Annotated in this window: 9 protein-coding genes; 1 reads left to right on the forward strand and 8 read right to left on the reverse strand. The window is 60.4% G+C overall.

The features are described from left to right. Window position 1: 1 nt before the first annotated feature. The 4 genes from AC1DX3_RS11535 to AC1DX3_RS11550 form a co-directional block, all read right to left on the reverse strand. Window positions 2–1642, reverse strand: a complete 1641-nt coding sequence (locus tag AC1DX3_RS11535; RefSeq protein ID WP_476989425.1) for a GH39 family glycosyl hydrolase — start codon at window positions 1640–1642, stop codon at window positions 2–4. Window positions 1643–1705: 63 nt separating this feature from the next. After that, window positions 1706–3496, reverse strand: a complete 1791-nt coding sequence (locus tag AC1DX3_RS11540) for an IlvD/Edd family dehydratase (RefSeq protein ID WP_476989426.1) — start codon at window positions 3494–3496, stop codon at window positions 1706–1708. 6 nt (window positions 3497–3502) lie between these two features. Beyond that, entirely contained in the window at window positions 3503–4705 is a 1203-nt protein-coding gene (locus AC1DX3_RS11545) for an aldose epimerase family protein (protein ID WP_476989427.1), read from the reverse strand. Window positions 4706–4971: 266 nt separating this feature from the next. Further along, complete coding sequence (locus AC1DX3_RS11550) at window positions 4972–5802, reverse strand: FadR/GntR family transcriptional regulator (RefSeq protein ID WP_476989428.1); 831 nt, start codon at window positions 5800–5802, stop codon at window positions 4972–4974. Between the two features lie 142 nt (window positions 5803–5944). On the opposite strand from AC1DX3_RS11550, the gene araD1 reads away from it, so the two are divergent. Then, a complete protein-coding gene (gene araD1, locus AC1DX3_RS11555; protein ID WP_476989429.1) occupies window positions 5945–6940 on the forward strand; it encodes an AraD1 family protein in 996 nt (331 codons plus the stop codon). Window positions 6941–6946: 6 nt separating this feature from the next. On the opposite strand, the gene AC1DX3_RS11560 is transcribed toward araD1, so the two are convergent. The 4 genes from AC1DX3_RS11560 to AC1DX3_RS11575 all read right to left on the reverse strand — a co-directional run bounded on the left by AC1DX3_RS11560 (window position 6947) and on the right by AC1DX3_RS11575 (window position 15101). Next, the gene (locus tag AC1DX3_RS11560) at window positions 6947–8959 is read right to left on the reverse strand and encodes an alpha/beta fold hydrolase (RefSeq protein WP_476989430.1); all 2013 of its coding nucleotides are present in this window, start codon (window positions 8957–8959) and stop codon (window positions 6947–6949) included. A 66-nt stretch (window positions 8960–9025) separates the two neighbouring features. Then, the gene (locus tag AC1DX3_RS11565; protein ID WP_476989431.1) at window positions 9026–11005 is read right to left on the reverse strand and encodes an alpha/beta hydrolase family protein; all 1980 of its coding nucleotides are present in this window, start codon (window positions 11003–11005) and stop codon (window positions 9026–9028) included. A gap of 56 nt (window positions 11006–11061) precedes the next feature. Beyond that, window positions 11062–13059 carry an alpha/beta hydrolase family protein gene (locus AC1DX3_RS11570; protein ID WP_476989432.1) on the reverse strand — a complete coding sequence of 666 codons (1998 nt, stop codon included), beginning with the start codon at window positions 13057–13059 and terminating at the stop codon, window positions 11062–11064. Window positions 13060–13172: 113 nt separating this feature from the next. Beyond that, window positions 13173–15101, reverse strand: a complete 1929-nt coding sequence (locus AC1DX3_RS11575) for an alpha/beta hydrolase family protein (RefSeq protein ID WP_476989433.1) — start codon at window positions 15099–15101, stop codon at window positions 13173–13175. Window positions 15102–15128: the final 27 nt, after the last annotated feature.

A 15128-nucleotide genomic window follows, 5' to 3' on the forward strand; every position in this document is an offset into this window, starting at 1 on the left:
TTTACCCGGCGGGTGTCAACATCACGAGTGTGACGCCCTGCCGGGGGACATCAAAGCTCAGAGTGCCGGTCTTGCTTTTCATAGCGACCGGCGCGCTGTCGCCCTTCAGTTCGCTGGCGGCTTTCAAGGCGGCATATTGTGCATCATTGGGCGCCAGCGGCGAGCCCATGGCCTGATAGACGGCGAAGCTGTTGGCATGGGTGGCATCGACGCGATATTGAACGGCCATCGCGCCCTTGGCGAAGGCCGCGGGCATGTGGGCGACGTCAAGCGTCACCTGGGCGCCTGGGCCGGTGAGGTCGTCATCGTGATAGTGCCAGATCAGGACCGCGATCTTGTCGCCGTCACGTGTCGCGGTGACGCCGACGTCCGGCGCGTTGCGCACGCCATCGCTCAAAACCGCGTCCAAAGCCGCCTGGTGATCGGACGTCGCCTGGACATGGTCTCCTTTCATCATGGCGAACAGGCGAAAGACATTGAGCACCGGCAGGTCGATGCCATTGCTGGTCAGTTGCCGGAAGCCGGCAAAATAGCGCTGGTCCTCGAACTCGAACGCCCAGGTGAGGGCGCCCTGCAAATACACGCCGCGGCGCTGCGCCAGGGCTTCGATGCGTGGAAAGCTGGCGGCCGTATAGCTCGAGTACATGGTGCCGTTGCGATAGGCATTGGACGGCCCCTGACAGGCGGCGCAACCCTCCGGGTCCGACTCGCCGATAACGATCGGTTTGTCCTTGAAGGGGCTGGCGGCGATGCTGGCGAAGTCATGGTCGGCGACCTGAAGCTGGGTTGCGATGCCCATGCGGACGTGGCCGTCGACGAAGCTGGGGGCGCCCTTGGCATGGAACGAGATGAAATCGACCGGCGTAGCGCTTGCGGCTTCATGGGCCAGGAAGACGTCGAGATAGTCGTCGCGTGTGCCGGCGGCGTCAGGACCGCCGACCTTGGCTTCGGGCAGGGCGCGCCGTACGGCCCGGACTGTCGTGTCGTGCAGCTTGAAGAACTCGTCGCGCGTGCCACCCCAGTAAAAGTCGAGATTGGCCTCGTTCCAGGTTTCCCAATACCAGCTGGAGACCTCGGTGCGGCCGTAACGCGCCACGCAGTGCGTCACCCACTGATAGACCAGTTCCTCCCACTTGGCGTAATCCTTGGGCGGATAGGCCCAGCCGGTCTTGATGTTGCGATAATCGAGGCCCGGCCGCCAGGCGTGCTGATAGGGTTCTGGGTGGGTCGACAGGGCTTCCGGCATGAAGCCGATTTCGACATAGGGTTTGACGCCGCGCGCCAGGTAGGTATCGAAAATATGGTCGACAATATGCCAGTCATAGACCGGTTTGCCGTCGGCGTCTTCGCTATAGGCATTGGTGCTGCCCCATTTAAAGGCCGGCGTTCCGTCGCCCGAACTCAGCAGATTGTGGGCGCGGAAATAGACGTGACCGGGCGACAGCGCGCCCAGAGACGTCAGCAGGTCGCGGCCGTCCTTCATGGTGGCGTAGTTGGGCTCGTCGGCGCCGAAAAAGCGCCAGATCGGCTCGACCTTGCCCTGGCTGGCGGCGGCATCGACCTGGATATGGACGGGGAAACTGTCCTCGGCATGAGCCGGCAGGGCGATCAGGGCGGCGGCGAAAGCGAACCAACGAAGCATGGTCTTTTCCCTTTATTCTCCTCCCCCAATTCGCCCTGCGGGCTCGCAAGGGAGGAGAAGGGATCAGTGATTGTCCCGTGGCAGGCCTTGGGTTTGAGCAATTCTCTGGAACGGCACGGCGTCTTCCAGACAGGCGCCCGTATCCATCTGACCGACCGTACGGCGCTGCATGGCCTGCCAAGGTGTCTGGCTGGCCGGATATTGGTACCCGCCCGCCGCTTCCAGGGCCTGACGCCGCGTCGCCATTTCCTCGTCCGAAATCTGCACGTCGACCGTGTTTTTCAACAGGTCCACCCGTACCTTGTCGCCCGTCTTGAGCAGGGCCAGGTTGCCGCCGGCGGCGGCTTCGGGCGACGCATTGAGGATCGACGGCGAACCCGAGGTTCCCGACTGACGGCCATCGCCAATACAGGCGAGTGAGTGAATGCCGCGCGCCAGCAGGTAGGTGGGGGCGCGCATATTGACGACTTCGGCGGCGCCCGGATAGCCGATCGGACCGGCGCCGCGCATGAACAGGATGCAGTGCTCGTCGATTCCCAGGGACTCGTCGTCAATGCGGTGGTGATAGTCTTCCGGCCCGTCGAAGACGATGGCGCGGCCGACAAAGGCTTCGGGATCGGCAGGGTTGTTGAGATAGCGTTCGCGGAACTCCGGCGAAATGACGCTGACCTTCATGACGGCCGAAGTGAACAGGTTGCCCGACAGGACGCGGAAACCCGCGCGCTCCTTCAGCGGTTGGTCGAACGGCTTGATGACGCGTTCGTCTTCGGTGACCGCCTTGCCACAGTTTTCGCCGATGGTCTTGCCATTGACCGTCATGGCGTTTTCATGGATCAGGCCCTGGTTCATCAACTGCTTGACGACCGCCGGCACGCCGCCGGCATGATGGTAATCCTCGCCGAGATATTCGCCGGCGGGCATCAGATTGACCAGCAACGGCACTTCTTCACCGTATTCCTGCCATTCCTCGACCTTCAGGTCGACGCCAATATGGCGCGCCAGGGCGTTGAGGTGGATGGGGGCATTAGTCGAGCCGCCGATCGCCGAATTGACGCGGATGGCGTTGACGAAGGCTTCCTTGGTCAGGATGTCCGAGGGCTTCAGGTCCTCGCGCACCATGTCGACGATGCGCTTACCCGTAAGATAAGCGCATTCCTGACGGTCGCGGTGCGGCGCCGGGATGGCAGCCGAGTAGGGCAGTTGCATGCCCAGCGCTTCGGCCAGGGAGTTCATCGTCGTGGCCGTGCCCATGGTGTTGCAATAGCCGGTCGACGGCGCCGACGACGCCACCAGCTTGATGAAACCCTGATAGTCGATTTCGCCCGAGGCCAGCAGTTCGCGGGCTTTCCACACGATGGTGCCGGAGCCCGTGCGCTCGCCCTTGTACCAGCCGTTGAGCATAGGGCCGACGGACAAGGCAATGGCCGGGATATTGACGGTCGCCGCCGCCATCAAACAGGCCGGTGTCGTCTTGTCGCAACCGATGGTCAGGACGACGCCGTCCAGCGGATAGCCGTACAGGACCTCGACCAGGCCGATATAGGCGAGGTTGCGGTCCAATCCGGCGGTCGGACGCTTGCCGGTTTCCTGGATCGGGTGGACCGGAAACTCGATGGCGATACCCCCGGCTTCGCGGATACCTTCGCGGATGCGATCGGCCAGCACGATGTGGTGCCGGTTGCAGGGCGAAAGATCCGACCCCGTTTGCGCGATGCCGATGATCGGCTTGCCCGACTGGAGCTCTTCGAGCGACAGCCCGAAATTCATATAACGCTCAAGATATAGCGCCGTCATGTCCGGATTTTCCGGATTGTCGAACCAGGCTCGCGAACGAAGTTTGGGGGTATCGGTCATCGTTTGTTATTGTACCGTGTAAAAATGCTCGACGGTTGTCGAGGTGTAGGTTTGGCCCGGATCCAGGCGTGTCGTCGGGAAGGCCGGGTGGTTCGGGCTGTCGGGATAGTGCTGGGTCTCGAAGGCCACGGCCTGATACTTGGTCAGTTTCTGGCCGCCCTTGCCGGCAATTTTGCCGTCGAGGAAGTTGCCGGTATACATCTGCACGCCGGGCTCGGTCGTCGAAATCGTCATGCCGCGGCCGGACGTCTTGTCTTCCAGGGTGACAGCCAGTTTCGGCGTCGCGGTCAAACCGCCGCGGATGTTGTAATTGTGGTCGATGCCGTTATTGCCGATGACGATCTGCGGGTCCTTGGAGGTGACGCGGTCGGCGATGACGCCGGCGGTGGTGAAGTCGAAGGGCGTGCCCTTGACCGGCATTTCCTGGCCCGTCGGGATCAGGGTCTTGTCGACCGGCAGGATGGAGTCGGCTTCGATCTTCACCGTGGCATCGAGGGCCGAACGGGTCGCCGGAATGCCGCCCAGATTATACAGGCCGTGATTGGTCATGTTGATGACGGTCGGCTTGTCGGTCGTGGCCTTGTAGGTGATGCCCAGGTCGTTGTTTTCGTTCAGGCTGAAGGTGACTTCGGCCGTGACCGTACCGGGATAGCCTTCCTCGCCGTCGGGTGAGGTATAGGTGAAGGTGACCGAAGCGACGTCGCCGGAGGTGGTGACGTCCTTGATCGTCCACACGCGCTTGTCCCAGCCCTTGACGCCGCCGTGCAGGGCGTTCGGCTTATTGTTGATGGCCAGGGTATAGTCCTTGCCATCCAGCGAGAAGTGGCCCTTGGCGATGCGGTTGGCATAACGGCCGACCGTGACATTGGTATAGTTCGGTGTCTTTTCGAAGCCTTCGATCGTGTCGTAACCGATGACGATGTCCTCGGACTTGCCGTTACGGTCGGGGACCAGCAGGCTTTGCATGGTGGCACCGTAGGTGATGAAGCGGGCGGTTACGCCCTTGGAATTCTTCAGCTCGACCATTTCGATCTTGGTGCCGTCGGAGAGGGCGCCGAAGGGCAGGCGGGTCGCCGTGACGCTGGCTGCGGCGGAGGCGCTGCTTTGCGTGTCGCTGGCTTTGTTGCTGCAGGCGCTCAGGCCCAGCGAGGCACCAACCACCAGGGCGCCGAACGCGGTTGCCAGCGCAAATCTTTTCGTTATCGACATGTTACCACCTTCTTGTGTGACCGATGACGCCAGGGTCTGGCGCCGGCTTTTCCATACCTGCTTCGCGATGGATTGGCCCAACGCGTTTTATCTTGCCGTCCGTCATAACCTGACGGAATTAGTCAGACAATACAAAAATCTAATATCGTACAAAATAACGCTCAGGGAACGCGGAATGCGCTGATTTTGTACATTGAAGACCTGCCGGCTCACCAAGATCGGCCTGAGACCTATTTGGTCCGCCAGTTTAAGGGCCTGATTCGCGCCTAGGGGGTAAAGGTGCGTTGGGTGTCTTCGTGTGCCATGCGAATCAACGATTCCATGCACCAGCGGGCGGCGCCGGCATCCTGGCGCTGGATCGCTTCCCAGACGCGTTCGTGGTCGGGCACCGGATCGCGGGTCAGGGCGTTGTGACGCGCTTTATAGCGAGTCGTCCACGACACCGCCGCCTCGATCGAGCTGCTGAGCGAGGCGAGGGCTTCGTTGCCGGTGGCGTGGATCAGGGTATGGTGGAATTCCAGGTCGGCGCGGCGGCCGGCCTCGGTCGTCAGGGTTTCGCGCTTCATGATATCGAGCGACAGACGCATCTGTTCGACATCTTCATCCGTGCGCCGCAGCGCCGCCAACTCGGCGGCGGCCGGCTCGGTGATCAGGCGCAGTTCGAACAGCGCCTTGATGAAGTCCTGCGACGGTTCCGTCTCGAACATCCAGCCCAGGACTTCCGGGTCGAGCAGGTTCCAGCGCGCGCGTTCGGTGACGCGCGTGCCCGTCTTGGGGCGGCTTTCGACCATGCCCTTGGCGGCGAGAATGCGGATAGCTTCGCGGTAGGCCGAGCGCGAAATGTCGAGGCTGGACGAGGAATCGATTTCGTTGGGCAGGATCTCGCCCGACTTATAGACGCCGCGCAGGATGTCGACGCCCAGACGGTGCGCCAGGGCGCCGTGCAGGCGGCCCTGATACATGATATGACCGGAAGAACCGGCCTGGGGCGCATCGGACCGCAAAGGACGCTGACCGCTCATTTTCAGGCGGCGGCTGATACCCTTGATGTCTTGTGCGGCGTCGCCCGGCGCCGTCGGATTCGCAGGTTTTCTCATATGTCCACACATGACATTGAATTGTCTGTTTGACAAAGCCAATTTATGGCGTAAAGAGCTAGCTCAATCGTCTATTTGTCTGAGTATTAGGTGCCGCCAAGCGCATCACCCTAAGTACACACTGCCCCAGGAGGAAGCCGTCATGGCCTTACGTTTGATCCAGATCGTTACGTCGTCCGGCGATCGCCAGGTTCTGGCGGGCGAGCCCGACGGTTCGGCCAAGGTGATCCTGGGGGTCGACAGCACTTACGAACTGGCGCGCAAAGCGATTGCCGCCGGTAAATCCCTGGCCGACCAGATCGCGGCGCAAGGCCTCGGCGATGATGCCGATGTCGCCCTGGCCCTGGCGGAAGGCCGCGTCCTGGCGCCGATCGATCACCCGGACGCCGCTCACCTCCACGTCACCGGCACCGGCCTGACCCATTTGGGATCCGCCGAAGGCCGCGACAAGATGCACAAGGCCGCGGCGGCCGCCGAAACCCAGACCGATTCCATGCGCATGTTCCTGATGGGCGTCGCCAACGGCAAGCCGTCCGAAGGCACGATCGGCGCTCAGCCGGAATGGTTCTACAAGGGCAATGGCAATACCCTGGTCGGGCCCAATGTCGCGCTGGAATCGCCGGCGTTCGCCGAAGACGGCGGCGAAGAGCCCGAAATGGCCGGCATCTATATCATCGGCGACGACGGCGCACCCTATCGCCTGGGCTTTGCGCTCGCCAACGAATTCAGCGACCACGTCACCGAAAAGCAAAACTATCTCTGGCTGGCCCACTCGAAGCTGCGTCCGGCCTCGCTAGGCGTCGAAATCCTGACCGGCGAATTGCCCAAGGACGTCCGCGGCACCTCGCGCATCTGGCGCGGCAACGAAGTCATCTGGGAAAAGCCGTTCATCTCGGGTGAGGACAACATGTCTCACACCTTCGCTAATCTCGAACACCATCATTTCAAATATGAGCTGTTCCGCCAGCCGGGCGACGTCCACGTCCATTGCTTCGGCACGGCCACGGCCTCGTTTGCCGACGGCGTCAAGACCCAGGACGGCGACATCTTCGAAATCACCGCCGCCCCGTATGTCTACGGGCTGCGCAATGCGCTGGCGACCAATGACGACCACAAGGTCGAGATCAAGGCGCTGTAAGCAGGCCTAAGCGGGGTTATGCTTTTGCAGGAAATCGAGTGCTGCCTTCATCATGGCGATCGATGACGAACCGACCGTTTCCCAGTGGTCCTGGCCGGGATAGGTGAAGAACTCGACCGGCTTGCCGGCGGACTTCAGCGCACTTTCCATACGACGGCTCTGGTCGATCGGTACGACTGTATCGTCGGTGCCGTGGATCAACAGGACGGGGCACGAGGCCTTGGCGGCTTGTTTTGCCGGAGAAATGGCGTCCCAGCCGCTGGTCGGGCCCATGAACTGTTTCCAGTACAAAACCGTGTCCGACCCGCTATTCCCAGTCTTGTTGTCTTCCCAAGTGACTATGGCCGCCAGATCTGAAGGTCCAGCAATGGATACGGCGCAATTGTAGACGCCGGTGTCGATCGTCGCACCGGCAAGCGCCGCGTAACCGCCGTAGGAAGCACCCAGGATTGCCACGCGCTTGGGGTCGATGGTACCTAGGCTTGCCAGCCAGCGCACGCCGTCCGACAGATCGGTCTGCATTTTGCGGCCCCATTCGCCATGGCCGGCATCCACAAAGGCCTGGCCGTACCCGGTAGAGCCCCGGAAGTTGGGTTGCAGCACGGCATAGCCACGTGACGCCAGGACTTGCGCTTGCCAGTCGAACTCGCTGAAATCGCGTGCTTCCGGCCCGCCATGCGGCATAACCACGAGGGGAAGGTTCTTATTGCCTTTGAACGGCGGCAAGGTCAGGTAGCCGTGGATTTCCAAGCCGTCGGCGGCTTTGTAGCTGATCGGCTTCTTCGGTGACATCCATTCGGTCGGCAGGTCCGGGTGATCGACGCCGACATTCGACGTTGCCCCCGTTGTGAAATCGATAAAATAATAGCTGCCGGCGTCGTCGTCGCCTTCGCTGAAGACGATCATCTTGCGCGGGTCTTCGGCATAGCTGACCGGGTAGAAGCGATAGCCGTCGCCGATGACTTGCGGAATGGAATCGTGCAGCTTTTTTAGCAGCGGGTCAAAATAATCGTAGACCGTACCGTTATCGTAGCGCGCAAAACCGGCGAGACGGAAAGTGACAGGATTGAACAGAGGCACTTGCGTCTTGCCGACGTGGTCGGAATCCAGCACGGGGCCCAATGTCCCATCCGGACCGATTTCATGATAGCCTCTGGCCTCACCGGCATCTATGTAAACGACCAGCGACTTACCGTCGCGCCCAAGTCCGACCAAAGTCGGCGAATGCAGGGCTATGTTTTCGACCTTATAAATCGTCTGGAATTTGCGATGGCCGGTGCCGAGCGTCGTGTTGTAGGCCAGGCGCCAGATCTTGCGGAAATCGTCGTATTCGGCGAAGCCAGCGACTTCACCTTCGGGCGTCACCACAAAGCTCTCTGTATCGGTCGAGCCTTCTGCCATCAATTGACCGATGGCATTGTCGCCGCCGAAGCTGAACAAACACAGGTCGTATTCGTCGACCACGCGATAATTGGCGGCCGTTACGCGGTATTCTCCGTTGAGTTTGACGCGCTGCATTTCCCCGATGACGATCGGATAATAGAGAGATTCCTTGCCGGCCATGATCGAACCGACCTGCTTACCGCCGCTGCTTTGCTGGGCAAAGAAGGTGTAGACCTTGGAAGTCGCCAGATTGATGCTGCGCGCTTCTGAAAATTCCTGCATGTAGGGGCCGAAGTGCGGCAGGGTCAGGGCCACCGAGTCGACAAGGATGACCCGTTGATTATCGGCCCAGATCAAGTCGCGCACCTTTTCCTTGCCGATGACGATGGGCGTCGGTTTGTTGTCGGCGATATCGAAGGAAATCAGGATTTTGTCATCACCGCTTTGCGTCACCGCGGCAACGCGCTTGCCGTCGGGCGACAAAGCGATCTGGTCGACCAACGGGATGGCATAGGCCTCGACCGGCGGCATAGGCGGAGGCGCCGCGTCCTGCGCCCGGGCACCCGGCGCCGCGTACATGGCGGCCGCGGCGGCAGAGGAGCCCAATAGCGCGCGGCGGTTAAGTGATGTGGTCATGAAATCCCCCTAAAATTCTAACCGACAACCTATCGTTTCACGCGTGACGGTTCAAGCTGAAACCTGTCATGCCGGATTGTGCTTGTCGAGGAAGGCCATGGCGGCCTTCATCATCTCGATGCGCGACGAGCCGACGGTTTCCCAGTGGTCCTGACCCTTGTAGGTCACGAATTCAACCGGCTTGCCGGCGGCCTTCATCGCCCGCTCCATGCGCCGGCTTTGTTCGATCGGCACCACGGTATCGTCGGTGCCATGGATCAGCAGCACGGGACAGGAGGCGCTCGCCGCCTGACGGGCCGGCGAGATGTCGTCATAACGCTCCTTGTCGCCCAGGAACCGCGTCCAGTACATGACCCCCGCGTCCGTGCGCGTGCCGTACTTTTCGACCAGGGAATCGACCCACATTTTGATGTCGGACAGTCCGGCAATGGCGACGGCGCAGCGATAAACACCGGCATCGAGCGTGGCACCGGCCATGGCCGCGTAGCCGCCGTAGGAGGCGCCGAGGATGGACACGCGCTTCGGATCGATCGTCCCAAGATCGGCGAAATAGCGCACGCCGTCCGACAGATCGGTCTGCATCTTGCGCCCCATTTCGCCGCGGCCGGCGTCGAGAAAGGCCTTGGTGTAGCCGCTGGAACCGCGGAAGTTCGGCTGCAGAACGGCGTAGCCGCGCGAGGCCAGGACTTGGGCCTGCCAATCGAAATCGATATAGTCGCGCGCCCACGGCCCGCCGTGCGGCAACACCACCAATGGCAGGTTCTTGTCGCCCTTGCGCGGCGGCAGGGTCAGGTAGCCATGGATGTCCAGCCCATCGGCCGCCTTATAAACGATCGCCTTTTTCTCACTAATCCATTCTTCTGGAATGGCGGAATAGTTGGAGGCCAAGGGAGCGACGTTGCCATTGGAAAAGTCGATAAAGAAATAGCTGCCAGCGTCGTCCGGCCCTTCGCCATAGACGATCATCTTGCGCGGATCCTCGGCGAAGTCGGTCATGCGCGTGCGATAGGCCTCGCCCATGGCCTCGGGCAAAGCGGCGGCCAACTTCTTGAAGACCGGGTCGAAATAGTCGTAGGTGAACCAGTCGATATGGCGGCGGAAACCGATCAGACGGAAGGTCGTCGGATGGAAGACGGCGTCGCTGCCCTTCTTGCCGTCGTCGTCACTGTCCAGCGGTTCGCTCAGCGTGCCGTCGGCGGAGATTTCATGATACTGGCCGCCGGCTTCCCCCGTATAGATATAGACGACGACCGATTTGCCGTCGCGCCCTAGCCCTTCGAGGGACGGGGTGTCCAGGGCCTGCTTGACCCTGTAAATGGGTTTGAAGCTGGTCGATTTCCCCGGCGCCGCCATATTGTAATAGAGCACCCATTCGTCGCGACTGTCATCGAAATCGGAATAGGCGACCGGCGTGCCGTCCGGCTGGATGACGAAGCCTTCGGTGTCGTTGGTGCCTTCGACCAGTTCATGGCCGCGCGCAGCGTCGACCGGGAAGCTGAAGAGACAAAAATTATAGCCGCCGCCTATGCGCAGGTTCGAGGCAGTGACGCGGTATTCGCCATTCACCTTGATGCGGTGCAAGTCGCCGGTCACCATGCCGACAAAATCGTCATTTTGCGAAAACAGCGTCTTGAGCGTGGCGGTTTTCAGCTCGATAACCCGGCCGAGAAACAGCTCGCGTTGCCGGCCGAAGAAGGGGGTCGTGGTCGAATTGACCAGAACGACGTGGTCGTTATCGGCGAAAAACAGGTTGCGGATCTTGACCGGCCCCAGCTTGATACGGCTGATCTTCATATCGGCTATGTCGAAATAGGCCAGGACCTTGTCGTCGCCCTTCTGGCTGACCAGGGCGACAAGTTTGCCATCGGGCGACAGGGCAATTTGGTCGATAAAGGGCGAGCCGGCATAGACTTCAAGCGGTGGGGGTGGGGAAGGCGCGGTTGCTTCCGCCGGTGCATCCTGCGCGCGCAAGACCGGCGCCGCGCTCAAGGCTGCGGCCGCCGCCGACGTGCCGAGGACAGCGCGGCGATGGATATATGTGGTCATGGTGTCCCCCAAACTTTACTGAAAGACTCGCGTCTTTTCGATGCCCTGGCCGATGTTTACGTCGCCGGATTATGCTTGTCGAGAAAGGCCATGGCCGACTTCATCATCTCGATGCGTGTCGAGCCGATGGTCTCCCAGTGATCCTGGCCTTTGTAGGTAATGAAGTCGACTTCCTTGCCTGCCGCCTTCAAGGCCTTTGCCATGCGTTGGCTTTGATCGATCGGTACGACCGTGTCATCCGTGCCGTGGATCAGCAGAATCGGGCAATCGGCTCGGGCGGCCTGCTTGTCGGTGGAAATCTCGTCATAATGCGCCGGGTTGCCCATGAATTGCTTCCAGTACAAGACGCCCGAACTTTTCCGATTATAGCCCGAATTGACGGACTCAAAGTCGATCATGCGCTGCATGTTCGATGGTCCGGCGATCGATATGGCGCAACGATAGACACCTGTATCCAGCGTGGCGCCCGCCAAGGCCGCATAGCCGCCGTAGGAGGCGCCGACAATGGCCACGCGTTTGGGATCGGCCGTACCCTGGGCGCACAGCCATCTTACGCCGTCGCTCAGGTCGGTCTGCATCTTGCGTCCCCATTCGCCATGGCCGGCGTCGATAAATGCCTTGCCATAACCCGAAGATCCGCGAAAATTAGGTTGCAATACCGCATAGCCGCGTGAGGCGAAACACTGGGCCTGCCAGTCGAAGCCGATGTCGTCGCGTGCCTCCGGCCCGCCATGCGGCAACACGATCAGTGGCAGATTCTTGGCCTCACGCATCGGCGGCAAGGTCAGATAACCGTGGATCGTCAGGCCATCGGCGGCTTGATAACTGACGCTTGTTTTCTCGCTGATCCACGCCACGGGCAGGTCGGGATAGTTCTGCATCACCGGAAGCGAGATACCGGTCGAAAAATCGATGAAATGATAGCTGCCGGCATCGTTGGCCGATTCACGATAGACAATCATCTTGCGCGGATCTTCGGCATAGCTGGCAGGGCGGGTACGGGAGTCGAAGTCGAGATAGGTCGGAACGGCGTCGATCAGCTTCGCCATTTTGGTATCGAAATAGTCGTAGATCTCCCAATCCCGCTGACGGGCGAAGCCAGCTAAGCGAAAGGTCGTTGGATGAAACAGGGCGCGACGATCTGCGTAGCGGTCGAGGGGATTGTTCTTGCTATCCTGGTCGAGCGGCTCACCCAGCGCGCCGTCGCCCCCGACTTCGTGATAGTCCCCCCCGGCTTCGCCTTGGCTGATATAGACGATGACCTTGGTATCTTCGCGCCCCAGACCGATCAGTTCGGGGTAATCCAGTTCGGCAGTGACCGTGTAAACGATCTTGAAATCGCCGGCATTGTAGGTGCCGCCGGGTTGGGGCGCCGCCGTATTGAACAATAAGGACCACACCTTCTTGTGCTCGTCATAATCGCTGCGCGCCACGACGTAGCCGTCGGGGCGGACGACCCATCGTTCGGTTTCCGCCGTGCCCGCCGTTACGAGGCGGCCGTGATGGCCTTTCGGCGTAAAGGCATAGAGAAATAACTTGCCCCCACCGCGAACAAATGGGCTGGAGGCGGTCATCTCATAGCCGTCGCCGCTGCGGATGCGGTGCAGGTCGCCGGCGATAATGTTGTAAAAGCCCGGATCATTGCCGAACAGGAAGTTGCTTTCCCCGGTCGCGATATCGACATAGTAGCCGACCTTGTACTCCTGCTTCCAGCCGACAAAGCCCGGCACATGCGCGGTCGTCGAACTGATGGATAGAACGTGGCTGTTGTCGCTCCACACCAAGCCCCGGGTCTTGCTCGCACCGATCTCGATCACGGTTTGCTTGAGGTCGGCGAGGTTGAACCAGATCAGCTTCTTGTTATCGCCAAGTTGGGTCATGATGGCGATGCGCGAACCGTCCGGCGATATGGCGATATCGTCGACGCCGGGCGACTGGGCGAAGGCTTCGATGGGCGGCGGTGCGTCTGCCGCATAACCGCGCGCAGCGAATCCCAGACCGGCCGCCGCACCCGATGCCGCCAGAAATGCGCGACGGTTAAATCTTGATGTCACAATAAAAAGCCCCCAAAGCCCCGGTGTTTAACGCTATAATTTTCTATCCATACGCGCAAGGTTCTGAAAAGACAGTGCCGACGCCTGCCACGGACGCCAAGGTCATTGAAAGCTCAGGTCGCCGGATTGTGCTTATCGAGGAAGGCGAGCGCCTCCTTCATCATTTCAATACGGGCCGAGCCGATTGTTTCCCAATGGTCCTGGCCCTTGTAGGTGATCAATTGCACGTCTTTGCCAGCCGCCTTCAGGGCCTTTGCCATGCGTTGGCTTTGATCGATCGGTACGACCGTGTCATCCGTGCCGTGGATCAACAGGACAGGACAATAGGCCTTGGCCGCCTGGCGGGCCGGCGAGATGTCGTCATAATGGTCCTTGTCGCCGAGGAAACGCCGCCAATACAGGATCGCCGGGTCGTGATTGGTCGCATGGTTTTCGCTTACGAAGTTCAGAAACGCCTGCAGGTCGGACGGGCCGGCAATTGAAATGGCGCAGGTGTAGATACCTGCGTCCAGGGTCGCGCCGGCAAGCGCGGCATAACCGCCGTAGGAGGCGCCGAGAATCGCCACCCGTTTGGGGTCGACCGTGCCGAGTCCTGCCAAATAGCGCACGCCGTCCGAAAGGTCAGTCTGCATCTTCCGCCCCATTTCACCGTGACCGGCGTCGACGAAGGCCTGCGTATAGCCGCCGGATCCTCTGAAATTTGGTTGTAGGACCGCATAGCCGCGCGACGCCAGGACTTGTGCCTGCCAGTCGAAACCGATGTCATCACGGGCTTGTGGTCCGCCATGCGGCAGAACGACCAGGGGCAGGTCCTGATCCCTTTTGAAAGGGGGCAGGGTCAGGTAGCCGTGGATGTCCATACCGTCCGCGGCTTTATAGTTGATCGCCTTTTTCTGCGTAACCCATTCTTCCGGAATATCCGGATAGTTGACCGCAACGGGAATCAAAACGCCCACGGAAAGATCGACAAAATAGTAACTGCCGGCATCAATGGCGCTTTCACAATAGACGATCATTTTGCGCGGGTCTTCGGCATAGGCGGAAACGTAATAGCGATAAGTGTTACCCAAGATAACGGGCAGGGCATCGTTCAACTGCTTGAGCAACGGATCGATATAGTCGAAACTGAACCAGTCGTCACGGTGACGAAAACCCGCCAGGCGGAATGTCGTTGGATGAAAGACAGCCTCGCTGCCCATGCCCTTGCCGATATTGTCGTCCAAAGACGGGCTGAGTACGCCGTCAACGGAAACTTCGCGATATTCCCCCGCCGCCTCGCCGGTATTGATCCGAATGATAACGGACTTGCTGTCTCGCCCCAGACCTTCAAGCGATGGAAAGTCGATAGCTTCCTTGACCTTGTAGATGGGGTGGAAGCTGGGAGGCTTTCCCGGCGCCGCGACATTGAAATAAAGGCTCCAGGTTTTGCGGCTGTCGTCAAAGTCGGAATAGGCGACGCATGAGCCATCCGGTGTGACGACGAACCCCTCCGTTATCTCGTCGCCTTTACAGATTAGCTTTCCACGCGGTTGATCGAACTCGAAGCTGAACAGACTAAGGCCGCCATGGAATTTCATGTCAAAGTTTGACGCGGTGACGCGATAGGCGCCGTCGACCTTGATTCTGTGTACATCACCAAGGATAACGTTGAAAAAGCCAGGTTCCTTCGAAAACAAGGCTGTGACCTTCCCGGTATCGACGGCCACACACGTGGCCAAACTAAATTCATGCCGGCCGCCGGCAAAGCCTGATAAAGCCGCGGTCTCTGAACTGACCACTACGACGCGGTCATTATCGCCCCAAAATATGTCACGCACCTTGCCCGGRCCCAGTTCGATCATCTTGAATTTTCGATCGGCGACATTGAAATGGACCAAAAGGTTATCGTCGCCCTTCTGGGTTGCGAGAGCAACGCGCTTGCCGTCGGGCGACAAGGCGACGCCGGTGACAAACGGGCCGGCAGCATACGCTTCTATCGGCGGCCGCGCGGATGCCTCGCCAACAGACGGGGCGGCTCCGGCGCCGCCCGGAATAGATCCCATGGCCGCAGCCGCCGCCGAAGCGCACAG

The organism is Asticcacaulis sp. P2_B1 (genome assembly GCF_056404915.1).

Excerpts from the sequence above, each read along its gene's own strand:
- AC1DX3_RS11535 (WP_476989425.1), bottom strand. The coding sequence starts at position 1,642 with ATGCTTCGTTGGTTCGCTTTCGCCGCCGCCCTGATCGCCCTGCCGGCT.
- AC1DX3_RS11540 (WP_476989426.1), bottom strand. The coding sequence starts at position 3,496 with ATGACCGATACCCCCAAACTTCGTTCGCGAGCCTGGTTCGACAATCCG.
- AC1DX3_RS11545 (WP_476989427.1), bottom strand. The coding sequence starts at position 4,705 with ATGTCGATAACGAAAAGATTTGCGCTGGCAACCGCGTTCGGCGCCCTG.
- AC1DX3_RS11550 (WP_476989428.1), bottom strand. The coding sequence starts at position 5,802 with ATGAGAAAACCTGCGAATCCGACGGCGCCGGGCGACGCCGCACAAGAC.
- araD1 (WP_476989429.1), top strand. The coding sequence starts at position 5,945 with ATGGCCTTACGTTTGATCCAGATCGTTACGTCGTCCGGCGATCGCCAG.
- AC1DX3_RS11560 (WP_476989430.1), bottom strand. The coding sequence starts at position 8,959 with ATGACCACATCACTTAACCGCCGCGCGCTATTGGGCTCCTCTGCCGCC.
- AC1DX3_RS11565 (WP_476989431.1), bottom strand. The coding sequence starts at position 11,005 with ATGACCACATATATCCATCGCCGCGCTGTCCTCGGCACGTCGGCGGCG.